This window comes from Tenacibaculum sp. SZ-18 (assembly GCF_002813915.1).
Classification (GTDB): Bacteria; Bacteroidota; Bacteroidia; order Flavobacteriales; family Flavobacteriaceae; genus Polaribacter.
The window spans coordinates 3178079-3205055 of sequence record NZ_CP019335.1 but is presented as its reverse complement, the minus strand read 5'-3'; the positions used below and the strand labels follow the sequence as shown (position 1 = coordinate 3205055).

Sequence of the window (26977 nt, the reverse complement as noted above, 5' to 3'; positions counted from 1 at the left end):
AATGACAAAGACTCTGTTTAAAGCATATCAACTAATTCCTAATTCGAAAAGAAAAAAATTACCTGGCTTTTTTTCTTATTCTTTTGTGAATACAATTTTAGATTTTATATCTCTTGCATTATTGATTCCTGTAATTCTGATTTTATTAGATAAGGAGAGAGTCAAAACTGTTTTTGTAGAATATTTTGATGTAGAATTGAATAATGTATTAACAATAGTTTTGCTCTTAAGTTTAATAAGTTTTTACATCATAAAAAATTTAGTTCAAACCTTAATCATAAAAAAACAAGCGAGGTTTATTTATAGTATTTCTTCGGAAATCTCTAGAAACTTAATGAAGAAATTTATCTATGATAATTTTTCTAATTATAATAAAACTGATAAAAGTTCTTTTTTTAGAGATGTTTTTCAGCTACCAGTAGTATTCTCTACCAACATATTAAGTTCGTATTATACTATTTTTTCGGAGTTAATTATTTTGATAGTTATTATTATAATTTCCGCGGTATATAAACCTAAAATTACCTTATTGGCTTCACTTTTTTTATTTTTCTTCGTAGTGGTTTTGTTGTGGTTAAAGAGAAGGAAACTTAACTTTTTCAATAAAATTATAGTAAAGCTGTATGAAAGGAATGTAAAAAACATAACGAATATTCTTCAAGGTTTTGTTGAAATAAAATCAACTAGAACAGAAATGAATTTTCAAAATGTATATGAGGCATCAAATATTGAGCATAACGAACAGTTGGCGCTACAAACTACATTTAAACAAACAAATTCCCGCTATTTTGAAATTTTTATAGTTATAGGATTGTCAGTGGTAATCATATTTTTCATGTTTAGTAGTGAGGTTGTAAATGTCTCTGTACTACTTTCTTTTTTTGCTGGGATTAGTATTAAAATTCTACCGTCTTTTAATAAAGTATTAAATGCCTATGTAAGTATTAAATCAAACAAAAGTTGCGTTGATTTATTGAGTAACTATAGGTTTACTGAAAAAACAAAAATAAATCCATTAAAATTCGAATCAAATCTAAAACTTAATAATATTAGTTTTAGTCATGGAAAAAATGTGCTTGCTTCTGAATTAAATTTTACTGTTCAAAAGGGAGATTTTATTACAATTTCTGGTAAATCAGGTGAAGGTAAAAGTACTTTGCTTCAAGTGATGGCAGGCTTGTTGAAACCAATTAATGGTACCATTGAACTCGATGGTTTAAATATATATTCAGATGAGAATATATTTAATTTTATAGGATATGTTTCTCAACAACCATTTTTATTTCAGGGAAGTGTTTTAGACAATATCACCATGCTAAATAATGAAGCCCTAAACCTTGAATATGTAAATAAACTGATTAAAGAGTTGGATCTAGAAGATTGGTTAGCTTCATTACCTAACAGACTAAACTCAGAATTACTTATAGAAAGTAAGACATTATCAGGTGGACAAAAACAACGAATTGCATTAGCAAGAGCTTTGTACTTTAAACCAGAAATCCTTTTGTTAGATGAATCAACCAATCAACTAGATGATAGGTTAGAGAAGAAGATCTTTAACTTTTTAAAATCCCTTACAGATTCAAAAAAAGTAACGATTGTTGCAGTTTCTCATAACAATACAATAAACGATTATGCTAACAAAAGATATGTTTTGAAAAACCAAAAGTTAAACATAAAACATGAGTAAAAGATTACTTTTTATAACACCAATTTTTCCCAGAAAATTGGAGGAAGATTTTGTAGTTCCTTTTATAGCTCAGTTTACTTATGCGTTTGCAGAACAAACAGAAATTGTAGTTGATGTTATCAGTATTGCTTATCCGTTTGAAAAGGTAGAATATAAAATAGGTAATATAAGTGTTCACGCTATTGGTAGTAATTTTCTTTCCCCAGTAAGACAAATTCCATTTATATTAAAAGCTGTTTACAATGGCGTTCGTTTGCATAAGAAAAATAACTATGATGGTGTTTTATGTTTTTGGTATCGAGAAGCCTCTTTAGTCGGTGTGTTATTAAATAAGATTTTAGGCATAAAATTAAGAGTTTGGTTACATGGTCAGGACGTTCAAAAGAGTAATAAGTTTATTCCGTTGTTGCGAATTTCACCTGAGAAGTTAATAATGTTGTCTAAACAACAGCGTGATATTTTCTATAAAAACCATGAGATATTAATTCACAAGATTACTAATGTAGCATTTGATAGAAAAAAATTCCCTGAACTAAATAAAGATGAAAGACTTATAGATGTAATTGGTGTGGGAAATCTTGGTGTTATAAAAAATTATGATCATTTTTTGGATGTTATTATTTTATTAAGAGAGTCTTATCCTGAAATAAAAGCAGTTATTTGCGGAAATAATGCTGATCAAAAATCAATACTTGATAAAAAAATAAAGGAGTATAAGTTAGAAGATAATATAACTTTCACTGGAAGACTTTCATTAGGTGAAGTATTTGATTATATGAATACATCTAAAGTTTTTTTGCATACATCAAAAGCAGAAGGTGCAGGTTTAGTATTACAAGAAGCTTTATATCTCGGTTGTAAAGTTGTTAGTACAATTGAAGTGGAAGAGAGTGAGGAAATGGAGGGTAATTTTTTCTATAGTAAAAAAACAGAAGAACTAGTGGATAAAATCAAAGAACATTTAAATAATCCGTTTGTTCCAGTAAGAATTGAAAGGTTTAAAATGGAAGATTCTGTAAAGAGTATTTACAAATCCTTTTATGATTAATGTTTAGCTAATTATTCGCAAGCTTGTTTTTTTATTTAGTTTTTCTAAAAACAAAGATTTTGGTAAAAAAGAATAAATCAGAAATTCTCTAATTGAATTAATATATCAATAGGGCAACTTTAGAATATTTTTAATGGATTTATTACAGTTGCACAACATAATAGGCGGAGTAAGCATTTCAGCAGTAAACTAATTGATGACCATATTAAATCTAAAAATATATGTTCCTTTCTGTTTGATAATAGGAAGGAAATAAAAGTATTATTATCATTTAGTAATAGAAAAATTATCCACTTACCAGAAGCAATGAATTAATAAATATTTAAAGAATCTGCCAAATTATGGAAGTATGATTTGTTTTCTAATCCTAGTAATTAATTACATGGTAAACCTTGAAAATGAAAGAATTAAATTCATGACAGCTAATAGTTATGTAAAGTCTCCAATTAAGAATCTTGTAAATAATATTAAGAAATATTATCCTGATTTTAAATTTGAAGAATCCATTATCTTACAATAATTTCCTTTGTTATATTTGAGATTTAGTAGATAATGTTAAGAGCGATATTTAATGATGAGTAAGGAATCACTTTATAGTAAACCTTGGAAAAGCAAAAAAACACCTAAGAAAATACTTTTAATAAGATATCAAGCCTTGGGTGATGTGTTCTTTACATTTCCTTACATTTCAGATTTAAAGTCAAGATATCCAGAAGCTTCATTCGATTTAATAGTAAGAAAGCAATATTCTGATTTACCTTTCAAGATGAAAATGTTTAGAGGTGTTTACACTGTAAAAAGATCAGAGTCAAAATGGACAAGAATTTTATCTTTTGTAAAAGTTCGACTCAAACTACTCTTTAAACGATATGATATTGTTATTGATTTACAAAGAAATCATTATTCCAGATTTATTCGTAAGACTTTTTTTCCAAAGGCTTTCACGGAGCTAGAACGTTTTTCACCAAAGCTTGCTTCTGAAAGGTATAAAGAAGCAATTGAAAGACTGCAACTCGGAACATCTCAAATGGATTTTTCATTTGCAAAAGATTATCCAAAGGATCCAAATATGATTCAATTATTATTAGATAATGGTTGGAAAAAGAATAACAAACTTATATTGTTAAATCCAGCAGGTGCATTTGTCACAAGAAATTGGTCAATTGATAATTATGTTGCCTTAATTGAAAAATGGTCTAACAACAACCCAAATTCTCAATTTGTAATTTTAGGTATTGATAGAATAAAAAGTAAAGCAGAGGAAATACAAAGAAGAGGAGGAGAAAAGGTTATTAATTTAGTCGGTAAAACAAATGTATCTCAGGCATATAGTATTGTTCTTATGTGTGATTTAACTTTAACAGAAGATTCTGGTCTAGGGCATTTTTCTTGGTTATCTTATATTCCTACATTAACAATGTTAGGTTCAACAAGAAGTGATAATTCGGCTCCAATAGGAGCACATACTTACTTTTTTGATTCTTCAAATTTGGAATGTGGAAATTGTATGCTACGCGAATGTATTCATGATGAAATATTGTGTATGGAACAGATAAAGGTGGAAGATGTTTATACAGAAATGCAAAAGTTGGCTGAAAATGAAATTTAATTACAGTTTTTTGAAGTAAGCTATTGCAGCATTATATGATTCGTACAAATCTTCTTTAGTTTGATTGTCCAATTCAACTAATTCCTTTTTAGTTTTTTGTATCAATTGCTTTCTTATATTTTCCGATCTATCCCCTAAAACTCCAGTAGTTTTTTTGAGTTTATAAAAAGGAGTTAAAGGCTTCTTTAGTTTTAAAAATTCACTTATTTTAATCAGTGTTTCATCTGTATTAGACACAATATCTTCGTACGTGATGAATATTTGTTGATGTGATTCTAGTTTTTTACTAAAGTTAATTAGATATTTAATTCTATCCTTATAATAAGAAATGTAATCAAAATATTCAGAGACTCCATTGTAGGCTTTTTTAAGTTTTTTCATACTGGAAAGTGTTTCGTGTGGATCTCTTATTAGGAATAGATATTTCCCATTAGTGTTCTTAAGGAAGTCCAAGTTAGGAGTAAGATGATTATGCAAAACTTGATCTGTAAAATAAGGGAAATTGCTTAGAAATGTTTTATTGTTGACTCTTGAAAAAAACTCTGATTTTTGAAAATCGTACGAAGATTCATAAATACGAGCTTGTTCTCCTGAGCCAATTATTGAAGAATTACTAGATAGAATATGTTCTAACAAAGAACTTCCAGATCTCATGTGCCCCATTATAAATACCGGTGATCCAGGTTTAATTACTTTAAAGTAGCTTTTAATAATAATTTTCTTTAGTTGACTCATGTTCTAAAATTGATTATCAATAATATTACAAATACGATGTTCTATAAATAAATGCACTTCCTGAATAATTGGAGTTTTTGTAGAATTTACAATAATATTTTTATCACAATAAGTATTCATTTCTCCTCCATTATTACCGCTTAATCCAACTATGTATGAATTCTTTTTTTTTGCCTGTATAAGTGCGTTTACAATATTTTTGCTATTTCCACTTGTACTAATTGCAATAACTATATCTTTTTCAGTAACGAAGGCTTCAATTTGTCTAGAAAAAACATAATCATATGTAAAATCGTTACTTACAGAAGTTATGACAGACGTATCGGTAGTTAATGCAATTGCAGGTAAAGCTTTTCTGTTTTTTTTATTGAAACAGCCAACAAGTTCAGCAGCCATATGCTGAGCATCAGCAGCGCTACCACCGTTTCCTATTAAATATATTTTTCCTCCATTTTTTAATCTTCTGCAGCATTCATTGGCTACTTTAGTAATTTCTTCTTCATAAACTCTCACAGTTTCTCTTAATACTTTAATATGCTCCTCTAAGTTTTCTAACATTATTGTTTTATTGTGTTTATTATGTTAGTAGTACTTTTTCCTTCAATATAATCTATAACAACTGTAGATTTAGCAATGTCATTTCCAACAATATTTTCAATTTTGTAATCACCGCCTTTCACTAAAATATCGGGTTGTATTAATTTTATGAGTTCGTAAGGAGTTTCTTCTTTAAAAACTATAGTATAGTCAACACATTTTAACGAGTTTAATAAATAAGCTCGATCCAATTCTGAGTTAATTGGTCTATTTTCTCCTTTAAGTATTTTAACAGAACTATCAGAATTAACTCCGATAATTAATACATCACCCATTTTCTTTGCTTGCTCTAAATATTTTACATGTCCTAAATGTAAAATATCAAAACATCCATTAGTAAAAACTATTTTTTTATTCTCCTCTTTTAGTTTTTTCAGAATTATTTTTAAATCTTCTTTGTTCTTGATATTCTGGACAAAGGCATTAATTTCACTCAAAGATGCTGTTGCAACACCTATTTTGCCAACCACAACTCCAGCTGCTAAGTTTGCAAATTCAATTGCTTCTTCAATTGTTAGGTTTTTAGCTAGCTTATAAGCAATAGCAGCGATAACAGTATCACCTGCTCCTGTAACATCGTAAACTTCTTTCGCTTTTGTTGGAAAAAGTTTTAATTGATCATCAAAAAGTGCGATACCATCTTTACCAAGTGTAATAACTGATTTGGTAAGATTATATTTAGATTTTAAAACAGAAGTAGCATTTTCTAATGTATCATTATTAATATCGAAATTTATAATATCACTAGCTTCCTTTTTATTAGGAGTTAGTAGATAAGCTCCCTTATACTTTGAATAATCCGAACCTTTAGGGTCTACAAGAATTTTTATATTCTTATCATTAGCTAGGTTTATGAGTTTTAATGTTAACTCTTTTGTTAGTAGTCCTTTGTTGTAATCGGATATTATGATAATATCGTAGTTTACAATAATATTTTTATAAATATTGAAAACCCCTTCCGATGTTTCTTTTGTAATCTCTTTACTATCCTCTTTATCGTAACGAACAATTTGTTGGTTAGAAGCAAGAATTCGAGTCTTTTTGGTTAGTACTCTTCCTTTTTCAACGAATAAAAATTTTGAACTGATATGATTCTTTTTAAATAAAGATTCGACTTCACCAAAAGCGTCGTCGTCTCCAATAACACTTAAAATATCCGCATGTGTTCCAAAAGCTAAAAGATTATTTACTACGTTTCCAGCTCCACCAATATTGGTGATGACATTGTCAATTTTCACAACTGGAACTGGTGCTTCAGGTGATATTCTTTCTGTAGAACCTATAAGGTAGTTATCTATAATAATATCTCCTATTACTAAGATTTTCTTCATTATTTATGATTCCAATTAAATGATTTTTTAATGTAAGGAATATATTGTTTAATTCCTTTTTCTAGACTATATTCCGGCGTATAGTTCAAGTATTTTAAGCTTAAACTTATATCTGCCTGTGTATTCATTTGATAATTGTTATATGGATTTTCAAAATAATCTACAGCTAATTTTGTGCCCAATTCATTTTGTAAGATGTTTACAATATCTAAGAAACTTCGGCTTATACCAGTTCCGATATTATAAACACCACTTTTTGAGGGATTGCATGCTAAAATATTAGCACGCACTACGTCTTTTATATACACAAAATCTCTCATTATTTTATCAGAGTTATAAAACAGTCTTGGAGATTTTTTGGATAAAATCTGATGACCTAATTGGAGAATCATAGAAGAAGTTTTGTCTTTAAAGAATTCACCTTCTCCATAGACATTGAAATATTTCAATCCAATTATTTGAATATTGTCACTCGATTTCGCAAAGCTTGAGGCAATTTGATCCATTGCATATTTTGAAAACCCATAAGGAGTATTCGGGTTTTCATCTCCTATTTTTTGCGGAGCTGTAGAATTTCCATATGTCGCTCCTGAACTTGCATAAACAACCTTTGCCTTATTAATTTCTGCAAGATGTAAAATATCATAAAAACTATTAATATTAGTTTTCATGATTAGTTCTTGATTATAAACTCTTGTGTCAGAAATAGCTGCTAAATGAAATATATAATCCAAATGATAGTCATTTAACTTTTTTAGGTCAGCTTGGTTTGAAATATCACCACATATAATATTCCCAGTAAATCCAATCAGGTTTTTGTAGTGTCCGAAGCTTTTCAAATTGTTATTCTCAAAAGTTTCATTATTTCTGAACGAATCAAAAATAAATATTTTGCAATTGGGGAAATTTTCTTGTAAAAAAAAAGCAAGATTCGAACCTATAAATCCAGCACCTCCAGTAATAAGAACGGTTTTATTGTTAAAGTTTTCGTACATGTTTTAGTTGTCAACTCTTAATTCAGAAATCTTATTTATATCCTTCATAGAAGGAATTATAAATTTAGCTTTACTATTTTCTATCTGAACATTTTGATTACTATTTATTAATATAGTATTGTTAATTCCAAAATTAATACCAGCTTCAATATCCGTTTCCTTGTCACCAATTACCCAGGAATTACTTTTCTCAATATTATATTTTAGGTCAGCTTTGTCTAACATTCCAGTTTTGGGTTTTCTACAATTGCAATTATCTTGGGGGGTATGTGGACAGAAAAACACATCACAAATATTAACATCCGCTTTCTCAAACTCATTTAACATCCAGTCATTTAGAATCAAAAAATCCTCAACTGTATAATACCCTCTTTCAATCCCACTTTGATTAGTAATTATAATAAGCTCAAAGCCTTTACTTATTAAACTTCTACAACTATCAAAAATTCCTTGAATAAAAACAAAATCTTCTTTTTTATGAACATAACCACTGTCCTTATTTATAACGCCATCCCTATCAAGGAATACTACTTTCATTAATGTTTAGTTTTGAATAAATTTAAACGGTTTTCATCTGTTGTTACTTATTAATTACTGTTGAGCGTAATGATAATTTTTATTGTTTTTAAAATAATAATAGCATCAAATTTTATTGATCTATTATTAACGTAATACAAGTCATATTTTAATTTATCTAAATTATCTTTTGGTTTAGCTTTTGGTAAACAAACTTGCGCCCATCCTGTAATTCCAGGCTTAATTTCGTGTCTTAAAGAAAAATTAGAATTTATTTTTAAAAATTCGTCAACATATTGTGGTTGTTCTGGCCTTGGACCAATGATGTGCATATCACCCTTGATTACATTAAAAAGTTGAGGGATTTCATCTATTTTACTTTTTCTTAGAATTTTTCCGATTAATGTGATTTGATCCATTGAGTGGTCAGCAATGGTTTTAATTTTATACATTAAGAAAAGGCGATTATGTTTTCCGACTCGGATTTGAGAATAAATGGGATTCTCTTTTAGGTCAATTAAACTTAATATACATCCAAATATGAATAATGGAGAAGCTAATAAAAGTAATACTGATGCCGTGAGAACTTCAAAAAACCTGTAAAAGGACGATTTGTTATGAGCATTCGAATTAATTAATATACTTTCCATTTTAGATTTAATATCAAAAGAAAATCAATATATATCTTTTAATTGGATTGAATAGAAGTATTTTTGGTTTTTATTCAATGTAATACGTTAAATAATGAATGTTCCTTAAAAAGTATAAGTAATTTTAAATGTAGGCGTGTTATCCATAAAACCAGAAGAAACATTAATATTATTTTCTTTGTCAAAAGGTTTTGTGAATAAGTAACTCATCCCTGTTCCAATAATTGTTCCGGCTAAAACATCCCACTCATCATGTTTGTTTGCTTCAATTCTAGAAAATCCAACATATCCAGCAAGTACATATGCAAGGGCACCATATTTCCAACCATATCTTTTTTGAATAAAAGCAGCACTAGCAAAAGAGACTGATGTATGTCCTGATGGAAAGCTATTTAAACTTTCTCTGTTAGGACGTTCTTTATTTATCAAAAGTTTTAATCCCCATGTTATGGCGATTGTACTTACTAACGACTTTGAAAATTGCCAAGTTCCTTTTTGTCCATCTTTCCAAATAAAAGTTGAGGTTAATGATAAAGCAGGAAGTAATCCAACTAAAACATCTCCAGAGGTTTTATGAAATTTCTCAAAAGAAGTTAGTTCTTGCTGAGCAAAAGAATTTTGATTTACTAAAATGAATATTCTAAAGAAGAGTAATGTAAAACGTATTCTTTTTGTCATATTTCAATGTAAGTTGATGTAAAAGAGATGTAATCTGAAGCGTTTACAAAATACTCTGATTTCTTTTTGTTTTGGATTCCAAGAATATACTAAAAAATGTTTAACTATTTAAAGTACATAATTGATCTTAGTTTACATTTTACTTGATATGTGCAAAAAGAGTGCGTATTTCAGTTTGACTTTTGTTAAAAAAAAGGATTTGAACACTTTATAGATGCTATCAAAAGATGTAAAGACTATACAAATCGAAAAAAAAACTTAGTTTTGTTGCTGAAAATGAATATCACAGCAATACATAGTAAACAGTTAGGACTTTGTTCTTATGATTTTCGCCCGAGAATTTGGCGAAAAGGATGCTACGTATTCAATATTGAAGTATGATTTATAAAATTTAGATAAGAAATATATACAAATGAAAGCGTCCAATTGAATTGGACGCTTTTTTTATGAAAAAAATTTAAGAAAGGAAATGCTCAACTAATAGAAATAACATAAAGCGATAAAAACTGAAAACAATTGAGAGACAGGCCTTTGTGAAAATGTTTAATATCTGTTGAAAAACGGACAAGAAATCTACTGCTTAAAAACAATATAAGTACCTGAAAATCAATAAAATAAAATTAATTTTTTCTTGTGTAGTTGAAAAATACATTCCATATTTGCAACGTCAAAACGAAATAAAAAAAGACATTTATAAAAACAGTATAAAATGAAACAATGTTCAAATCATAGTATAACAAATCAGTTCCGATGTAGTGATCCTGAATTTGGTCTTCAGTTATGTGGAGATAGACTATTCATTTTATTAAAGGAGATATATTACGATGATATAAACTAATAAAAAGTTTATACATATAAAATTAAAAGCGTCTCCTTAAAAAGAGATGCTTTTTTTATGAAATAGAATTAAGGAAGAGCAAGCCAATTGGCGGTGGCCGCGGTTTTGAAATGAGTTTACGAATTCAACGAGTCCATAAGAATCTAGAATTATTCGAGTTAAAACCGTTCGGAGTTAACGACTCGTGTGGATTCGAATCCCACTTCTTCTGCGACAAAACAAGGTGGCTGAAAGGTTAAGGCAGCGGACTGCAACTCCGTTTTTTATGAGTTCGAATCTCATCCTTGTTTCAATGATTGAAATAATTTCAAATTGATTTGAAAATTATGGAAATCCAAATTGAAACTCAATGAGATCGTATGACAATCTCATCCTTGTTTCAAAGTTCATTGACAATAGGAAGTGTTGAGCAATTGGTTGGCTCGCCAGAATGAAATGAGTTTACGAATTCAACGAATACGCTATGTAATTTTAGATTTATGAGTTAAAATCTGGTCTTGAATAAGCGTGTAGGTTCGAATCCTACCACTTCCACAAAATTGGAGAATAGGTAAATATTGGTTTGTTACGCTAAACTGCTAATTAAGTCCATGAAATAATGGTGAAGGTTCGATTCCTTTATTCTCCGCAAAATACATCTATAGAGTAATGGATAGCACTAGAGCTTTCTAATCTCTTAGTCTAAGTTCGAATCTTAGTAGATGTACAAATGGTTCATTGTGGTTAATGGTTAACCTTCCCGACTGTCTCTCGGGAGATACGAGTTCGATTCTCGTATGAACCGCAATACTGGGAAGATAACGATTGGTTGTTTACCTGCTTTGGATGCAGGAGGTTGTAGGTTCGAGTCCTGCTTCCCAGACAAATTTTAGAAAGGAGAGTGTGTTTAATGACTTGGGATAATTTATGAATTATCATGGCTAATAAAGAAAAAGAAAATTCCCAAGTCATTTAAAATGAGGTATAACTCAGTTGGCAGAGTACTGTGCTTTTAATACAGGAGTCTTGGGTTCGAATCCCAATGCCTCAACAAAAGCAGGAATGGCGGAAGTGGCATACGCGTCTGATTTAGAATCAGAATATTGAGAGTTCGAATCTCTCTTCCTGTACTAATAAACCTGTGATGTAAAGGTTAGCATACAAGATTTTGATTCTTGTTGTATAGGTTCGAATCCTATCGGGTTTACAAATGGTGGTTTTAGTTTAACTGGTAAAACGTCTCATTGTGGATGAGAAGAATAGGGTTCGAGCCCCGAAATCACCCAAAAACGGAACAATAGCAAAGTTGGTCAATGCGTCGGTTTGAAGCACCGAAGATATAGGTTCGAATCCTATTTGTTCCACAAGAAAAAGAGAATTTTAAGAGAAGAAAAAATGAAAAGTGTTAATCAGAATTGGAGAAATTTTAGTGGTAAAATTTTTCAAGAACCAATTACAGAAATTGTAGAAAAAGCGATTGTAAGAGAATTAAGTGAAGGATATAAACTTAAAGTATGTGTGGGATCAGATTCACAAGCTTATAAATCTCATATTGAATATGCAACGGCAGTTGTTGTATTGAGAGAAGGAAAAGGAGGTTTTATGTTTATGAAAAATTTAAAAGGGACTAAGCAAATTGGTATTAAAGAACGTATGCTAAAGGAAGTAACAATGTCGGTAGAAGTTGCATATGCAATTTGCAATATTCTAGATAAACATAGTGTGAGTTTGGAAGTACACGCAGACATTAATACTGATGCCAAGTTTCAATCAAATGTCGCTTTAAAAGATGCTATGGGATATATTTTAGGGATGGGATTCGAATTTAAAGCTAAGCCCCACGCTTTTGCGAGTTCATCATGTGCTGATAAAGTAGTATAATATTTAAGCATATAGTTTAACGGATAAAACGTTAGGTTACGACCCTGAAGATGCGAGTTCGATTCTTGCTATGCTTACTATTAGTTTATTGGGGAAAGGGATGTGAAAAAGAAAAGCCTTTTCATAAGTTGATTATGATAAGGCTTTTTGTTTGTTTATACAGTTGCTTTGCTCCAAGTAAAAGGTTTAAATGGTGCATCAATAGGTGTTTGTGCAATGTGATTAGTGTAGTTACTAATAGTTTTTTGTGCTAATCCTAAGATAATTTCTAGAACTTGTTGTTGTCCATAACCGACGTTATAAAAACGTTGTAATTCTTCATCTGAAATATTACCTCGAGTTCTTACGATACTTAGAGTTGTATCTCTTAGAACTTCTAGTTTTTCTGTAGGTAACTTTGTTGAATTTCGCAAAGCATTACTAATTATAGAATCTACCTTCATCATATACGCAATAGCCGTATGTGCAGGAACACAATAATTACATTCGTGCTCAACATTTATAGCTTGCCAAACAACAGTTAGTTCTTCAGCGGTAAATGAAGAATTAGAAAATAGCTCATGTAATTTTTGATATGCTTCAAATGTTTCTGGGGATGAAGCTAATACACCATGTAAGCTAGGAACCATTCCGTATGCTTTCAATGATGCTTCTAACAATGGTTTACTCTTTTCTGGAGCTGTTTCAATTGTGTGAATTTTTAAAGTACTCATAATTATTAGTTTATATTTATTTTATTTCTAAACGGTCGGTTAGTTATAGGTTAAAAAAAATGACTATAGATTTCTAAAGGTCATTTCAATATAATCTTTAATTTCATCTCTGTTATTTACTCTTGTTGCCGCAGCCAATCCGTGTTTTGCTAAAAGCAAAAAGTTAGCTTGCTTGCGAACAGTTTCGTCATCCTTGGATGAATCTTGAAGTTTCTCAACAAAAATTTGTTTTAGATTTTTCATCATTTTATGAATTAAATCATTGATGCTCTCATCATTTTTATTAAAAAACTCGTTATAGGTGTTCGTTATTAAACATCCTTTATGATTTCCATCAACATAACAAACATCTACAGAGTCGTAGAAAAATGTTTTAATATCTTCAATACCACCTTTACCTTGTTTTAGCTTATTGAACATACTTCTAGTTTTTTGATTATAGCTTTCTAAACTTTTTAAAAAAACACCATGCTTACTACCAAAACTTGAATAGATAGAAAACTTATTAATGCCCATCTCTTTCTCTAGCATTTGCATTGAAGTATTTTCATAACCATTTCTCCAAAATAGTCTCATAGCTTTATCCAAAACTTCAGCTTCTATGTATTGTTTTCTTCTAGACATAAATAATTTATACACTACAAAACTAAACAATCGGTTAGAAATAAAAAAATGATTTAGATTTTTAATATTTAACAATAAAATCAGTGAGTTTGTTTCTCTAAAATCTTTATCATTTTAAAAGATTTCAATAAGTGAAATAATCCTGGAACAATTAATAAACCCCCTACCAATAGTGAGATTCCTAAAACATTAATCACTGATTCTGGTGCAACTTTTTCTAATAAACTTAAAGTCCCGTTTTTAGTGATTAGTAAACTAGGATAATGTGGATATAAAGCCACTGTAATAATTAATAGCACTTGAATCCCTGCAAAAATTCTACTGGCAATTCGAATTCCTTTTTTGACAGTATACCATAAAGGATATAAAAATGCTGCAGAAACTAAAATTAATCCAATACTAACATTATGGCTAGTAATTCCGTGAACAAATTGTATGCTCATAACATAACCGTAGGCAATTGTAATGAATCCTAAAATTACGACAATGATCGTTGCAATTTTAGCTTTCCTTACATAAACAGGATATCCTTCTTCATCTGCTTCACCAATCAGTAAAACAGCAGAAAGAAAGGTACATAAGCTTGCAAAGAATAAGCCTACTAAAAAAGAGAATATATTGAACCAAGGATGAATATAAGCTTCTACAAAATCAAGAGGAACGTCTTTAGTAATCAACACAATTTTACCACTTACCATTCCTCCGAAAATCATTCCTAAGAATATAGGTGTAATTAAACTAGAAACATGAAATAACCAATTGTATACACGTTGAGATTCATCAACGTAGGCATCATAGTGTCGAAACACAAAAGCAACACCGCGTAAAGTAATTCCTAGTAACATTAAGGTAATTGGAATATGTAAAGAAGTTACCATCACTTTATAGTATAGCGGAAAGGCAACCCAAAGAATTACGATCAAAATAATAACCCAAATGTGGTTCGCTTCCCAAACTGGACCCATAACCCGATAAATCGTCTTTTTAGTAATTTTTTGATTGTCTTCAGAAGAGAATAATTCTAGAATACCAGCACCGAAATCAGCTCCACCTAACAGTACATATAACAGTAAAGAGAAAAATAAAAAAAATAAAACTACTGAAATCATAAGCTAGAAATTGGAGTTGAGTTTAACGATTTAATTTGTCTACGTAGTAACCAAGCAACCGTAATTGTCAGAATAGTATATAAAACAACGTACAAATAAAAGCTGTATACGATTCCAGGCATAGGAGTAACAGCATCTTTGGTTCTCATTATTTTGTGAATAATCCACGGTTGTCGCCCAACTTCTGTAACAATCCATCCTGCTTCTAAAGCTATAAAACCAGCAGGTGCTAAAAATGCAAATACTTTCCAAAAGAATTTCTTATCAAACCAATGTTTCTTTTTCCAGTTTGAGAAGAAAAAGAAAATACCAGCAAGCATTAATAGTCCACCAATTCCTACCATAATTTGAAAGGCATAGTGAACAATAGCTACATTCGGAATATCATCTTTTGGAAAATCATTTAATCCTTTTACTTCTGCATTAAAATCACCAAAAGCCAAAAAGGAAAGTGCATTTGGAATTTCTATTTTGTAGTTAACTTCTTTCTTTTCTTGATCTACAATTCCTCCAATATATAAAGGAACACCTTTAGAAGTTTCATAATGAGCTTCCATAGCGGCTAATTTTACGGGTTGGCGTTGAGCAACATCTTTGGCAGAAATATCACCACTAATAGGTTGTAAAATTGCAGCAATTGCTCCAAAGGTTATGGCAATTTTAAACGCCTTTTGATGCAATTCTTTTTGTTTATTTCTAAGTATTTGAAAAGCATGAATTCCAGCAACTGCAAATCCTGTTGCTGTAAAGGCAGCTAAAACCATATGTAAAGCTTGAGTGAACCAAGCAGGATTCAATAGAGCTTTTACGGGATCAATGTTTAGGAATTTTCCATCTACATAATCAAATCCAGAAGGAGCATTCATCCATCCATTTGCGGAAACTACAAGTATACCAGAAGCTACACCTGCAATTCCAACTATAATTCCTGTAAACCAATGAAATTTAGGAGGAATTTTATTCCAGCCATATAAGTAAAATCCGAGTGCAATTGCCTCCACAAAAAATGCAGCTCCTTCGAGCGAAAACGGCATTCCAATTATAGGTCCGGCATGTTCCATAAATTCAGGCCATAATAAGCCCAATTCAAAAGATAACGCAGTTCCAGAAACGGCTCCGGTAACAAAGAAAATGGCAACACCTTTTTGCCAGGCTTTGGTAAGTTTTAGATATACTGGATTTCCTGTATTGAGCCACTTTTTATGAGACACAACCATAAAAAAAGGCATCACCATTCCAATACAAGCAAATACAATATGAAAAATTAGCGTGAATGCCATTTGAAGTCTTGCAGCATCTAAATTTTCCATAACAAAATGTTTAAAAAGACAGTTCCGTAAATTTACGAATTATTACGTTTTTTACCTATCGAAAACTAGGTTAATAATTAGATCTATACCTTTCTGTAAAAGTAATATTAGTTCTATTTGTAATGGATAGTATTCCCAGTTATTATAACTCGACTTGTAACATTTACAAATATGATTTGTCTTTTGAGTAAACTAACTTATTATGCGTCTCTTTTTAGTAGTATTTTATACTTTTACTTTCTTTTATTCAGGTAGATCTCAAACCTCTCTTCTAGAAATTGGTTTAACACATGGAAATTATAATGTTGGCTTTACACATTATCTCACCCATGATGCTACGAGAACTTACCAAAAAGTTTATGACTGGAACTCCAAAAAAATTATTCGTCCGATGCATATTAGTATTTGGTATCCTTCTGAAGCTAGCATCCAAAAAGCTGAAAAAATTTCAGTTTTAGATTATATGTCTATTTTGAAAACTGAAGAAGAATGGGAGTATTTACCAGACGAACAAATCTTAAATTGGTTTTATTATCAGAACACAATATCAAACCAAAAGCATCTTAAAGAGGTAGCCTTTGCTCAGAAAAACATCAAACCTAGTACAAATAAATTTCCTGCTATAGTTTATGCTCCAAGTTTTAAAGCATCCTCTATCGAAAATTTCGCTATTTGTGAGTATTTAGCTAGTCATGGTTATGTTGTTATTTCTAGTCCTAGTAAAGGAGCAGATAATAAATTATTCACTGGCAGTATCGAGAAAAATACTGAAGCTCAAGCTAGAGATATTGAATTCTTAATTGCTGAAGTTTCAAAGTTGCCTTATGTTGAAAAGGAAAAAATAGGTACTTTGTCTTTTAGTTTTGGAGGATTATCTGATATTATTTCTAAAATGCGAAATGGAACTATAAAAGCAATGGTTAGTTTAGATGGAACTATAAAATACAACTACAGAGCTTTAAAAAAATCACCTTCTTTTAATTTAGAAAACTTTGATGTGCCCTTTATCCATATGTCTCAGAAAAAAGTGCCTGAGCAAGTATTAAAAGAAGATAAAATTGATCCAAAGCTAGATGAAACATTCGATTTTTTTGATGATATTTTTAAGAGTAAAGCGTATAGATTTAAGTTTCATAATCTTTCACACGCTTACTTCAGTACTTTGGGCGTTTTATTTCATAAACGAGATACTCGTCAAGATAAATCAGATAAAGAGATTATGGAATCATATAAATTGGTGGCTGATTACACGCTGAACTTTTTAAATGCCTTTTTGAAGAATGATTCTCAAGCTTTTCAATTTTTAGAAAATAAACCTGAGAAAAATAGAATCCCAAAAAATATAGTCACAAAAGAACAAGTAAAAGAGGCAAAGCAGAACGTATTTACTTTTTCAGATTTTAATGAGTTATCAAAGAAGAACAATTATAGAGAGCTTGAAAAGCTTTATCATTCAATATTGAAGAAAAATCCAGAATACAGACCAGAAGAATGGAAATTAAATAATCTTGGTTTGCAGCTTCTTTACAATCCAAAAACATCAACTAAAGCTATAAAGGTATTTTCGTTTGCCACCTTGTTGTACTCTGATTCAGCTAATCTTTTTGATAGCTTGGCTGAAGCATATTTGTTTGTTGGAAATAAGGAAAAAGCAAAAGAAAACTTCAAAAAATCGTTAACCTTAAATCCTAATAATAATAATGCAATTCAAAAGTTGGAAATTATAAAATAATTTATGCTTTGTTTATGAGTTGCAACTGAATTCTTTTTCGTGAAATATCTATTTCTAAAACTTTTACTTGAACTTGTTGTTGCAGACGAACTATTTTATTGATGTCTTCGACAAAAGTATCGGACAAATTTGAGATGTGGACTAAGCCGCTCTCTTTGATTCCAATATCAACAAAACATCCAAAATTTGTAATGTTATTTACGATACCAGGAAGTACCATTCCCATTCTTAAATCGTCGATGGTTTTTACTTCTTCACTAAACGAAAAAGCTTTTGCTTTTTCACGTGGATCTAAACCTGGTTTTTCCAATTCTTTTACAATGTCTTTTAGCGTTGGCAAACCAAAATCTGAAGTAACATATTTATTCAGTTGAATCTCTTTTAATTGCTTTGTATTTCCAATTAAATCTTCTGTTTTTAACCTTAAATCTTTAGCTATGTTTTTTACCAAAGAATAACTCTCTGGATGCACGCTTGAATCGTCTAAAGGATTTGCACCTTGTTTAATTCTTAAAAAGCCCGCAGATTGCTCAAAAGCCTTTCCTCCTAAACGAGCTACTTTTTTAATGTCATTACGTGTTTTAAAAACCCCATTTTGATTTCTATGATTTACGATGTTTTCCGCTAATTTTGGTCCAATTCCAGAAACATAACTCAACAAAGAAGCACTGGCGGTATTGATATTTACACCAACTTTATTCACACAATGTTGAACTACGGTGTCTAAAGACTTTTTTAACTGATTTTGATCCACATCATGTTGATATTGACCAACACCGATTGATTTCGGATCTATTTTTACTAATTCCGCTAAAGGATCTGCTAAACGTCTTCCGATTGAAACTGCACCACGAACGGTTACATCTTCATTAGGAAATTCATCTCTTGCAATTTTAGAAGCTGAATATATAGAAGCTCCAGCTTCATTTACCACAAAGATTTCAAGATTTTTTGTGATAGTAATATTCTTTACAAATCGCTCTGTTTCTCTTGATGCAGTTCCGTTTCCAATGGAAATAGCTTCGATATTATATTTTTTAATTAAGTGTTCAATAGTGTAAGCTGACTCTGTAGTTTTGTTTTGAGGAGCGTTTGGGTAAATTGCGGTGTTATGCAATAATTCTCCTTGTTCACTCAAACAAACCACTTTACAACCTGTTCTATACCCTGGATCAATAGCTAGAATTCTTTTCTCTCCTAAGGGAGCTCCTAATAAGAGTTGTTCAAGGTTGTTTTTAAACACTGTAATCGCAGATTCGTCGGCCTTTTCTTTAGCAACATTCATTGCTTCCGTAGTTAATGAAGGTAATAATAAACGTTTGTAACTGTCGTCAATTGCCAATTGAATTTCAGCGCCACATTCATTATTACTTCGAATTAATTTACGATCTACTTTTTCTAATACACGATCGTCGTCAATTTCAACCTTCACACGAATAATTCCTTCTTTTTCTCCTCTTAAAATTGCCAATAAACGATGCGAAGGAATTCTACTTAAATTCTCAGACCAATCGAAATAATCTTTAAATTTTTGAGCATTTTCATCATCTTTTTTCGTTTTTACAACTTTGGTAACAATTGTAGAAAAGCGTTCTAATTCTCTACGAATTAAATTACGTATATCTGTTCGTTCGTTAATCCATTCAGCAATAATATGTCTGGCTCCTTCTAGAGCTTTATCTTTATTTTCAATCTTGTCATTTACATACTTAGAAGCGATATAATCTAAATCATCAGATTTCTGACTCATAATGATTTTTGCTAATGGTTCTAATCCATTATTTCTTGCAGTCTCGGCCTTCGTTTTACGCTTTTTCTTATACGGTAAGTAAATATCTTCTAAGGTCGTTACATCTTGTGCGTTCTCAACTTTTGATTGTAATTCTGAAGTAAGTACTTCTTGTTCTTCTAACGCTTTAAGAATAGCTTTCTTTCTTTTCTCTAATGTTTCAAAAGCTTCTTTTAATGCAACAATTTTTTCGATTTCAACTTCATCTAAATTTCCAGTTCGTTCCTTACGATAACGAGCAATAAACGGAATTGTACAATCTTCATTCAACAATTCAACCGTATTTTGAATACTTTTTTGAGCATACGAAGTTTTTGAGGATATATATGAAATTAGCTGCATTGACAGTACGTATTTTTAAAATGAATTTAGAGTTACAAAGAAACAAAAAAGTAGGATTTTATTGATGAGAATTAAATTAAGTTCTCGTCAAGCTGAATTTATTTTAACTTCTTATTAAAAGATTCTGAAACCAGTTCAGAATGACAATTTACTATTAAAAAAATATTTCTTGAGCCAAACGAAAAGTATTCGCATGAGCTTGGACAATGATATTGATATCTCGAGAATATCCGCCGCCCATACTACACATTACAGGGATTTTTTGATCGAAGCAAGTTTGTAAAACGAATCGATCTCGTTCTTTACAGCCTTCTGATGAAACGCTTAGTTTACCGAGTTTATCACTTTCTAAAATATCCACACCACATTGATAAAAAATAAAATCAGGTTGGTGTTCGTAAATTAATTTTGGCAATGTGTTTTTTAAGATAGAAAGATATTCTTCATCTTTGGTTTCATTCTCTAGTGGAATATCTAAGTCGGATTGTTCTTTATGAAAGGGATAATTCGTTTTCCCATGCATGGAAAAAGTAAAAACAGAAGGATCATCTCTAAAAATTTCTGCTGTACCATTTCCCTGATGCACATCTAAATCAACAATTAATGCTTTTTCTATCAGTCCTTTATTTTGAAGGTAACGAGCGGAAACTGCTTGATCATTTAGTAAACAAAACCCTTCGCCACTATCTGTAAAAGCATGATGTGTCCCACCGGCGATATTCATTGCAATTTTGTGTTCTAAAGCAAATTCAGAAGCTTTCATACTTCCATCTGTAATAATCATTTCACGTGCAATTAGTTGTTCACTTAAAGGAAAACCAATTTTACGCTCTTCTTTCTTTGAAAGTGTTATGTTTAATAGATCGAAAAAATATTCAGGAGTATGAACCGAAAAGAAGTGTTTGTTATTTGGTATTTCTGGTTCAAAGAAATTATCTTCTGTACATGTACCTTCATGGACTAATTGTTGTGGAATTAAATCGTATTTATCCATTGGAAATCGATGATTATCCGGCAATGGATGATTGTAAATAGGATGGTACGCGATTTTTAACATCAACAATTAATTTCAAAGCTAAATTATAAAATCTTTCTGAAACTTAATTTTTTATATTTGAGTATGATATTACCACTTTCTACTTTTCCAGATTTCAATTTTTATAGTACTCCGTTATTAGTTTTAGTGGTGCAAGGAGTGCTACTATCAGGTTTGTTATTTGCGAAATTTAGTAAAGGGAAAAACATATCTCATTTTATATTAGCATCAATTTTACTCTTAGTTTGTTATCAACAAATCTGTTATACAGTTGGTTTTATGGGATGGTATAATGTTTATAAAACTACCAAAATAAATTACTGGTTAATGCCGATAGCTTTGGCTTTAGGACCATTGATTTATTTTTATGTGAAATCTATAACGCAGTCTAATTTTAAATTTAAAAGAAGAGATATTTTACATTTTACATTGGCTATTTGTTTAGTGTTTTTTAGAGTATTTATTTATATCTACGATTCTTTACAACCAGGTTTTAATGATAAGCAAAATGGAGTTTTAAAAATTGCTTTGGATGAAAACATTGTACAACCAGTTTTAGTGTTTTTAGATTTCTCGGTTATGTTACTGTATTTGGCATTTACTTTTCAGCTATTCTACAATTACCGAACTAAGATTAAAGAGTACTTTTCTAATACCTACAAACTAGAATTGAATTGGGTGCTAAGTTTTTTAATAGTTTTCACTTCACTTTTTTTATACAGTAGTATTCAAACAGTAATAAATGTTGCATTTATTGAATTGAGTTATACACAACAATGGTGGTTGAATTTGTTTATGGCGATTATTACCATTTATATTGGAGTTAGAGGTTATTTTACAGATACAGGAAAGTTGAACAATTTGTCATTTAGTTTTACGCCTAATGAAATTAAAACTGTTCAAAAAGAAACTAATCAAAACATATCAGAAGATGAAGTTCAGTTGATATCTGAATTTATGAAAACCGAAAAACCATATTTGAATTCCGAGTTAAACTTGTCGGATTTAGCTTCGGAATTAGAAATGCATCGTAATGAACTTTCTCAAATTATAAATAAAGGCTTTCAGAAAAACTTTAATGATTTTATTAATGAGTTTAGAGTGAATGCTTTTAAAAAAGAGTTAGAAAATGGAGCTCATAAACAACTTTCTCTTTTAGGAATTGCTATGGATTGTGGGTTTAATAGTAAAGCTACGTTCAATAGAGTTTTCAAAAAAATAACCAATACTTCACCAACCGAATTCTTACAAAATTTACCAAAATAAGACGTCTCAAATCGTAAATGAGCCTTCTAAATACGTTATAAGTCGTCCACGTATAAGTAATTTGAAATCTTTGTGTCATCAAAAACGAGATAAAAATTTTACTTATGAAAACTGTTCTTAAAAAATTAATTACACCTGTATTACAAAAACATTGGATAGTAGATTTACACTTTGCAATCATTCGATTTATATGTGGAATGTTACTTACAATAGATTTTGGTGCGAGTAAGTTTGGAATGCCATGGACGCCAGCAGATCGTAACCTAAGTTTATTTGAAGTTTCAGCTTGGTTTCCAGAAGACGTAGCTGCTTACGGAGGAATATTCGCGTTATTTTCGGTTTTCTTCGCTTGGATGGGTGCTTTTAGTGAAGCTGTTGGAGGATTATTATTAGCATTCGGATTAAAAACAAGAATTACATCTTTTTTAATTATCTGTACCATGTTAGTAGCCATTTTTATGCAAAAGTGGAATCAAGGAACTTGGGGAATGTTACCAGCTATGGGATTCTTATGGATGGCAACCTATAACTTATACTTAGGATCAGGAAGATTCGGAATCGATTATTTAATATCTAAAAAATTATAGAATGAAAAAATTAGCAATACTTATAATAGCAATTATCACAGCGAGTTGTGTGCAAGAACAACATCTAAAAACTGTTCAAGTAAAGATCGACATGAGAGGAGTAGATGATGTAAACTCTATTGGTGTAAAAGGAAATTTTACCAAACCTAGATGGAAAGTAGAAGTACCATTAACAGATGAAGATAAAGACGGTATTTATGAAACATCATTATCTCAGAAAACTGCAGTATCGGGAATAGAATTTAAGTTCGTAAAAAATGGTGAAATCTATGAATTGAAAGGTAAACCAAATAGAGTCCTACAATTTGAATACAAACCAGAGAATATAATATATTCTACAAAATTTAATGATATTGAAAGTGTAGTGATTCAAAGAGAATAAAAAAGAGCCTTGTAAAAGGCTCTTTTTTTTATTAATCTTTAAATTCTTCTAATCTAAATAATTTAGATCCAGAATAGTAAGTCACGTATACAAAGAAGTCTTTGAACTTAAATAAGGTTTCACCTTTTCTAGGTTTAGAATGGAAAGGCTTCATTTTATCAAAAGCATCATCTTTTATTTTTCCTTCTACGTGATTCATTTCTTCATCAAATAAAGATTCAATGATAGTTGAAACACTATTTATGGAAGAATTAAAAGAACTTTGGGATACATTGAAAAATACAGAGAAATTTCCAAAACCAGCTCCCACACCACGAGTACCAACTGGAATATAGCCTCCCATAACTAAATGATATTTACCATCTACTTTTCTAGCAGATAGTCCAAAGTTGTCTTTATTGATTTTTCGTAGATATTTTTTAGTTTTCTCCATTCTTCTAGTCGGAACATATAGTCCTCCTCGTTGAATAATCGGAGTATTTTTAAATGAAATAAGTTGATCTTTTTTTATGAGATATTCCTTAATAAGGTTACCTGTATTGTAGTCTAGTATCTGTAATACTAATTTTTCTGAATTTGTGGTGGCAAGGAATATCTTATCATCTATAATAAAAGAGTTTGATTTTTTTTCTTTGGATTTAAATTCCTCCAGTGGCTTTTTAAATGATTTAGCTGCAGACGAAAAAGTTTTCAAATCAATAGTTAAAACTTGAGTCAAATTTTTATTAGTATCAAAAGAAAAAACAATAGAGTTTTCTCTAATGTACATTTTGTTTAAATCCCCTGAAGTTTCAACTGGATTCGGTACATCAGTATCAATTTTCTTTAAATCACTTTTTTGAGAGAATAGTAAAGCAACGGGTGTCACAACTTTCCCTGTTTTTCCGAGAAAATTGAAATCAGGTAAAGTAACCTTATGTCTTTTACTAATTCCTTTTTCATCAAAAGAATAAACAAATAGCTCATCTGTTTTCTTATTCGCAGAAATTAAATAAAATCGATTATTTAGAGATAGTGATTGAATAAATTTCTCGTCTGGAGTATTTAAGGAAAACTGCTTTGTTTGTGATTCCTGTTTTTCAAAAGAGAAGTTTGCGAAAAGGAATTTATTTCTTTTTTTATTGGCTAAAAATACTTGATAATTATTGTTATAAATGCTATTACCTATTAGTGTTTTAAATGTTCTTTGTTTATTAGTAAAAGCCAATTTATTCTTTACAGCTAAGTTGTCATTTAATAAATATCCATAAATGTTTTTTGGATCGGTAATAAAAAGAGCAACGTTATTATTTAAATGATTTACTACAGGAATTGCGTCTTTGACACTAACATTAGTACTTGTAGTTTTTAAGTCATTTTTAAAAGAAGAAAGTGTTTCTTGTGTATTAGCTATTTGGGATGATATAAAGGCAATCATCCCAAATAGTATTCTTAATCTTAGCATATTTAATTAATTTATTAGCAGATCTGTCCGCCGTTTTGTACTTTTTGTTGTGGCTCTACAAACGCTAAAGATCCATCTTCAGCATCTGTCATTAAAATCATACCTTGACTTTCCACACCACGTATTTTTCTAGGAGCTAAATTACATAAAACAGTAACCTGTTGTCCAACTATATCTTCTGGTTTAAAACTCTCTGCGATTCCAGAAACAATGGTTCTAACATCAATTCCAACATCAACTTTCAGTTTCAATAATTTTTTAGTTTTCGCTACTTTTTCTGCTTCTAAAATAGTTCCAATTCGTATATCCATTTTAGTGAAATCATCGAATTCAATTGTGTCTTTTTGAGGTTCTACTTCTTTGTTGGCAGCTTCATTTGCCTTTTTAGTATCCTCTAATTTCTGAATTTGAGCTTGGATGGTTTTGTCTTCTATTTTTGAGAATAACAATTCCGCTTTACCAATTTGATGTTCTTCTGGTAATAAAGCTTCTTTTTCAGTTACATCATTCCAGCTTAGGTTTTCATCAACTTTTAAAATTGATTTTAATTTTGATGAAGTGAATGGCAAGAATGGTTCAGAAACTATAGAAAGTGCAGCAGCAATTTGTAAAGCAACATACATGATAGTTTTTACACGTTCTTCATCTTCCTTGATTACTTTCCAAGGCTCTTCATCTGCTAAATATTTGTTACCCAAACGTGCTAAGTTCATCAATTCTTGAGAAGCTTCTCTGAATCGATAACGTTCAATAGATTTTGCAATAACATCAGGAAATTGTTTTAATTGCTCTAAAACATCTTCATCTACTTCTGAATAATCTCCTGACACAGGAATTATTCCATTATAATATTTGTTTGTAAGTACGACAACACGGTTGATAAAATTTCCAAAAATGGCAACTAATTCGTTATTATTTTTCGCCTGGAAATCTTTCCAAGTAAAATCGTTGTCTTTATTTTCCGGAGCGTTTGCAGTTAATGTATAACGCAATATATCTTGCTGTCCTGGAAATTCCTCTAAATATTCATGTAACCAAACAGCCCAGTTTTTAGAAGTAGATAATTTATTTCCTTCTAAATTCAAAAACTCATTTGCCGGAACGTTTTCTGGTAAAATATAACCACCATGTGCTTTTAACATTGAAGGGAAAATAATACAGTGAAATACAATATTATCTTTTCCAATAAAGTGAACTAATTTGGTGTTTTCATCTTTCCAATAGTCTTCCCAGTTCTTACCTTCTCGAGCAGCCCATTCTTTCGTTGAAGAAATATAACCGATTGGTGCATCAAACCAAACGTATAATACTTTCCCATCAGCTCCTTCAACAGGTACAGGAATACCCCAATCTAAATCACGAGTTACCGCACGAGGACGTAAACCATCATCAATCCAAGATTTTACTTGTCCTAATACATTAGATTTCCAATCACTTTTATGACCTTCTAAAATCCATTCACGTAAGAATGCTTCATGCTTATCTAAAGGTAAAAACCAGTGTTTTGTTTGTTTTAAAACAGGAACATTACCTGTAATTGCCGATTTAGGATTAATTAAATCCGTAGCATTATGACTTGTACCACAGTTTTCACATTGGTCACCATAACTTTCTTCAAACCCACATTTAGGGCACGTACCAATAACAAAACGATCTGCTAAAAACTGATCCGCTTCAGCATCATATAATTGTTCAGAAACTTCCTCAACAAACTCACCATCTTCATACATTTTTTTGAAAAACTCAGAAGCAGTTTTATGATGAATGTCAGCAGAAGTACGTGAATAGTTATCAAATGAAATTCCAAAATCTTCAAAAGATTGCTTAATAATTCCGTGATATTTATCGATAATTTGTTGAGGTGTAACACCTTCTTTTTTCGCACGCATAGGAATAGCAACACCATGCTCATCTGATCCACAGATGTAAACCACATCATTTCCTTTTAAACGTAAAAAACGTGCATAAATATCACCAGGCACATAAACTCCAGCTAAATGACCAATATGGATAGGACCATTTGTATAGGGTAATGCAGCTGTAATTGTATATCTTTTTGAAGAACTCATTGTTAGTGTAAAATCTAAAATATTTTG

At 30.5% G+C, this 26977-nt stretch carries 24 protein-coding genes and 11 tRNA genes; 20 read left to right on the top strand and 15 right to left on the bottom strand.

Features of this window, described 5'->3' with window-relative positions:
* The first annotated feature begins 1 nt into the window (after nucleotide 1).
* From BTO06_RS14465 to BTO06_RS14455, 4 genes are all read left to right on the top strand, one after another.
* Nucleotides 2-1690 (top strand): ATP-binding cassette domain-containing protein, encoded by a 1689-nt coding sequence (locus tag BTO06_RS14465; protein ID WP_100925982.1) that lies wholly within the window; start codon nucleotides 2-4, stop codon nucleotides 1688-1690.
* Complete coding sequence (locus tag BTO06_RS14460; RefSeq protein ID WP_100925981.1) at nucleotides 1683-2738, top strand: glycosyltransferase family 4 protein; 1056 nt, start codon at nucleotides 1683-1685, stop codon at nucleotides 2736-2738. Before BTO06_RS14465 ends, BTO06_RS14460 begins: the two co-directional genes overlap by 8 nt.
* A 349-nt stretch (nucleotides 2739-3087) precedes the next feature.
* Entirely contained in the window at nucleotides 3088-3258 is a 171-nt protein-coding gene (locus BTO06_RS18580) for a hypothetical protein (protein WP_157811872.1), read from the top strand.
* 51 nt (nucleotides 3259-3309) lie between these two features.
* A complete protein-coding gene (locus BTO06_RS14455) occupies nucleotides 3310-4347 on the top strand; it encodes a glycosyltransferase family 9 protein (RefSeq protein ID WP_100925980.1) in 1038 nt (345 codons plus the stop codon).
* Here BTO06_RS14455 and BTO06_RS14450 read toward each other — a convergent pair whose 3' ends face one another.
* The 7 genes from BTO06_RS14450 to BTO06_RS14420 all read right to left on the bottom strand — a co-directional run bounded on the left by BTO06_RS14450 (nucleotide 4348) and on the right by BTO06_RS14420 (nucleotide 9849).
* Nucleotides 4348-5082 carry a sulfotransferase family protein gene (locus BTO06_RS14450; protein ID WP_100925979.1) on the bottom strand — a complete coding sequence of 245 codons (735 nt, stop codon included), beginning with the start codon at nucleotides 5080-5082 and terminating at the stop codon, nucleotides 4348-4350.
* Between the two features lie 3 nt (nucleotides 5083-5085).
* Nucleotides 5086-5640 carry a D-sedoheptulose-7-phosphate isomerase gene (locus tag BTO06_RS14445; protein WP_100925978.1) on the bottom strand — a complete coding sequence of 185 codons (555 nt, stop codon included), beginning with the start codon at nucleotides 5638-5640 and terminating at the stop codon, nucleotides 5086-5088.
* Nucleotides 5640-7010 (bottom strand): D-glycero-beta-D-manno-heptose-7-phosphate kinase, encoded by a 1371-nt coding sequence (rfaE1, locus tag BTO06_RS14440; protein WP_100925977.1) that lies wholly within the window; start codon nucleotides 7008-7010, stop codon nucleotides 5640-5642. Before rfaE1 ends, BTO06_RS14445 begins: the two co-directional genes overlap by 1 nt.
* A complete protein-coding gene (gene rfaD / locus BTO06_RS14435) occupies nucleotides 7010-8005 on the bottom strand; it encodes an ADP-glyceromanno-heptose 6-epimerase (RefSeq protein WP_100925976.1) in 996 nt (331 codons plus the stop codon). The genes rfaE1 and rfaD overlap by 1 nt, the downstream gene beginning before the upstream one ends.
* A gap of 3 nt (nucleotides 8006-8008) precedes the next feature.
* Entirely contained in the window at nucleotides 8009-8542 is a 534-nt protein-coding gene (gene gmhB, locus BTO06_RS14430; protein ID WP_100925975.1) for a D-glycero-beta-D-manno-heptose 1,7-bisphosphate 7-phosphatase, read from the bottom strand.
* A 50-nt stretch (nucleotides 8543-8592) separates the two neighbouring features.
* Entirely contained in the window at nucleotides 8593-9171 is a 579-nt protein-coding gene (locus BTO06_RS14425; RefSeq protein ID WP_100925974.1) for a sugar transferase, read from the bottom strand.
* A 105-nt stretch (nucleotides 9172-9276) separates the two neighbouring features.
* Nucleotides 9277-9849 (bottom strand): phosphatase PAP2 family protein, encoded by a 573-nt coding sequence (locus BTO06_RS14420; RefSeq protein WP_100925973.1) that lies wholly within the window; start codon nucleotides 9847-9849, stop codon nucleotides 9277-9279.
* A gap of 1055 nt (nucleotides 9850-10904) precedes the next feature.
* Between BTO06_RS14420 and BTO06_RS14415 the strand changes: the two genes are divergently transcribed.
* From BTO06_RS14415 to BTO06_RS14370, 12 genes are all read left to right on the top strand, one after another.
* Nucleotides 10905-10977, top strand: a tRNA-Cys gene (locus tag BTO06_RS14415).
* Between the two features lie 108 nt (nucleotides 10978-11085).
* Nucleotides 11086-11221, top strand: a tRNA-OTHER gene (locus BTO06_RS18575).
* A gap of 100 nt (nucleotides 11222-11321) precedes the next feature.
* Nucleotides 11322-11393, top strand: a tRNA-Arg gene (locus tag BTO06_RS14410).
* Nucleotides 11394-11398: 5 nt separating this feature from the next.
* Nucleotides 11399-11471 (top strand) — tRNA-Asp (locus BTO06_RS18570).
* A gap of 5 nt (nucleotides 11472-11476) precedes the next feature.
* Nucleotides 11477-11549, top strand: a tRNA-Pro gene (locus tag BTO06_RS14405).
* A gap of 95 nt (nucleotides 11550-11644) precedes the next feature.
* Nucleotides 11645-11717: transfer RNA gene (locus BTO06_RS14400), tRNA-Lys, on the top strand.
* Between the two features lie 5 nt (nucleotides 11718-11722).
* Nucleotides 11723-11796: transfer RNA gene (locus BTO06_RS14395), tRNA-Leu, on the top strand.
* A 5-nt stretch (nucleotides 11797-11801) separates the two neighbouring features.
* A tRNA-Gln gene (locus BTO06_RS14390) sits at nucleotides 11802-11873 on the top strand.
* Nucleotides 11874-11878: 5 nt separating this feature from the next.
* Nucleotides 11879-11951, top strand: a tRNA-His gene (locus BTO06_RS14385).
* Nucleotides 11952-11957: 6 nt separating this feature from the next.
* Nucleotides 11958-12030 (top strand) — tRNA-Phe (locus BTO06_RS14380).
* A 31-nt stretch (nucleotides 12031-12061) separates the two neighbouring features.
* Nucleotides 12062-12547 carry a ribonuclease H-like YkuK family protein gene (locus BTO06_RS14375; RefSeq protein ID WP_100926804.1) on the top strand — a complete coding sequence of 162 codons (486 nt, stop codon included), beginning with the start codon at nucleotides 12062-12064 and terminating at the stop codon, nucleotides 12545-12547.
* A gap of 5 nt (nucleotides 12548-12552) precedes the next feature.
* Nucleotides 12553-12624, top strand: a tRNA-Arg gene (locus tag BTO06_RS14370).
* Between the two features lie 78 nt (nucleotides 12625-12702).
* Here the strand turns inward: BTO06_RS14370 and BTO06_RS14365 are convergent.
* The 4 genes from BTO06_RS14365 to BTO06_RS14350 form a co-directional block, all read right to left on the bottom strand.
* Nucleotides 12703-13260 carry a carboxymuconolactone decarboxylase family protein gene (locus tag BTO06_RS14365; protein ID WP_100925972.1) on the bottom strand — a complete coding sequence of 186 codons (558 nt, stop codon included), beginning with the start codon at nucleotides 13258-13260 and terminating at the stop codon, nucleotides 12703-12705.
* 63 nt (nucleotides 13261-13323) lie between these two features.
* Nucleotides 13324-13884, bottom strand: a complete 561-nt coding sequence (locus tag BTO06_RS14360; RefSeq protein WP_100925971.1) for a TetR/AcrR family transcriptional regulator — start codon at nucleotides 13882-13884, stop codon at nucleotides 13324-13326.
* 80 nt (nucleotides 13885-13964) lie between these two features.
* A complete protein-coding gene (locus BTO06_RS14355; protein WP_100925970.1) occupies nucleotides 13965-14993 on the bottom strand; it encodes a cytochrome d ubiquinol oxidase subunit II in 1029 nt (342 codons plus the stop codon).
* Nucleotides 14990-16303 (bottom strand): cytochrome ubiquinol oxidase subunit I, encoded by a 1314-nt coding sequence (locus BTO06_RS14350; protein ID WP_100925969.1) that lies wholly within the window; start codon nucleotides 16301-16303, stop codon nucleotides 14990-14992. Before BTO06_RS14350 ends, BTO06_RS14355 begins: the two co-directional genes overlap by 4 nt.
* 202 nt (nucleotides 16304-16505) lie before the next feature.
* Between BTO06_RS14350 and BTO06_RS14345 the strand changes: the two genes are divergently transcribed.
* Nucleotides 16506-18035 carry a dienelactone hydrolase family protein gene (locus BTO06_RS14345; RefSeq protein WP_100925968.1) on the top strand — a complete coding sequence of 510 codons (1530 nt, stop codon included), beginning with the start codon at nucleotides 16506-16508 and terminating at the stop codon, nucleotides 18033-18035.
* Nucleotide 18036: 1 nt separating this feature from the next.
* On the opposite strand, the gene BTO06_RS14340 is transcribed toward BTO06_RS14345, so the two are convergent.
* Together BTO06_RS14340 and BTO06_RS14335 are read right to left on the bottom strand one after the other, a co-directional pair.
* The gene (locus BTO06_RS14340; RefSeq protein WP_100925967.1) at nucleotides 18037-20166 is read right to left on the bottom strand and encodes a Tex family protein; all 2130 of its coding nucleotides are present in this window, start codon (nucleotides 20164-20166) and stop codon (nucleotides 18037-18039) included.
* Between the two features lie 154 nt (nucleotides 20167-20320).
* Nucleotides 20321-21223 carry a histone deacetylase family protein gene (locus tag BTO06_RS14335; protein ID WP_100925966.1) on the bottom strand — a complete coding sequence of 301 codons (903 nt, stop codon included), beginning with the start codon at nucleotides 21221-21223 and terminating at the stop codon, nucleotides 20321-20323.
* Between the two features lie 63 nt (nucleotides 21224-21286).
* On the opposite strand from BTO06_RS14335, the gene BTO06_RS14330 reads away from it, so the two are divergent.
* The 3 genes from BTO06_RS14330 to BTO06_RS14320 all read left to right on the top strand — a co-directional run bounded on the left by BTO06_RS14330 (nucleotide 21287) and on the right by BTO06_RS14320 (nucleotide 23437).
* Complete coding sequence (locus BTO06_RS14330) at nucleotides 21287-22468, top strand: helix-turn-helix domain-containing protein (protein WP_100925965.1); 1182 nt, start codon at nucleotides 21287-21289, stop codon at nucleotides 22466-22468.
* A gap of 104 nt (nucleotides 22469-22572) precedes the next feature.
* Entirely contained in the window at nucleotides 22573-23055 is a 483-nt protein-coding gene (locus tag BTO06_RS14325) for a DoxX family protein (protein ID WP_232731469.1), read from the top strand.
* A 1-nt stretch (nucleotide 23056) separates the two neighbouring features.
* Nucleotides 23057-23437 (top strand): hypothetical protein, encoded by a 381-nt coding sequence (locus BTO06_RS14320; protein WP_100925963.1) that lies wholly within the window; start codon nucleotides 23057-23059, stop codon nucleotides 23435-23437.
* Between the two features lie 31 nt (nucleotides 23438-23468).
* Here the strand turns inward: BTO06_RS14320 and BTO06_RS14315 are convergent, their stop codons facing one another.
* Both BTO06_RS14315 and metG read right to left on the bottom strand, forming a co-directional pair.
* Nucleotides 23469-24881, bottom strand: coding sequence for a hypothetical protein (locus tag BTO06_RS14315; protein ID WP_157811871.1), 1413 nt, complete (start codon nucleotides 24879-24881; stop codon nucleotides 23469-23471).
* 14 nt (nucleotides 24882-24895) lie between these two features.
* On the bottom strand, nucleotides 24896-26950 hold the full coding sequence (gene metG, locus BTO06_RS14310; RefSeq protein WP_100926803.1) for a methionine--tRNA ligase: 2055 nt from the start codon (nucleotides 26948-26950) through the stop codon (nucleotides 24896-24898).
* Nucleotides 26951-26977: the final 27 nt, after the last annotated feature.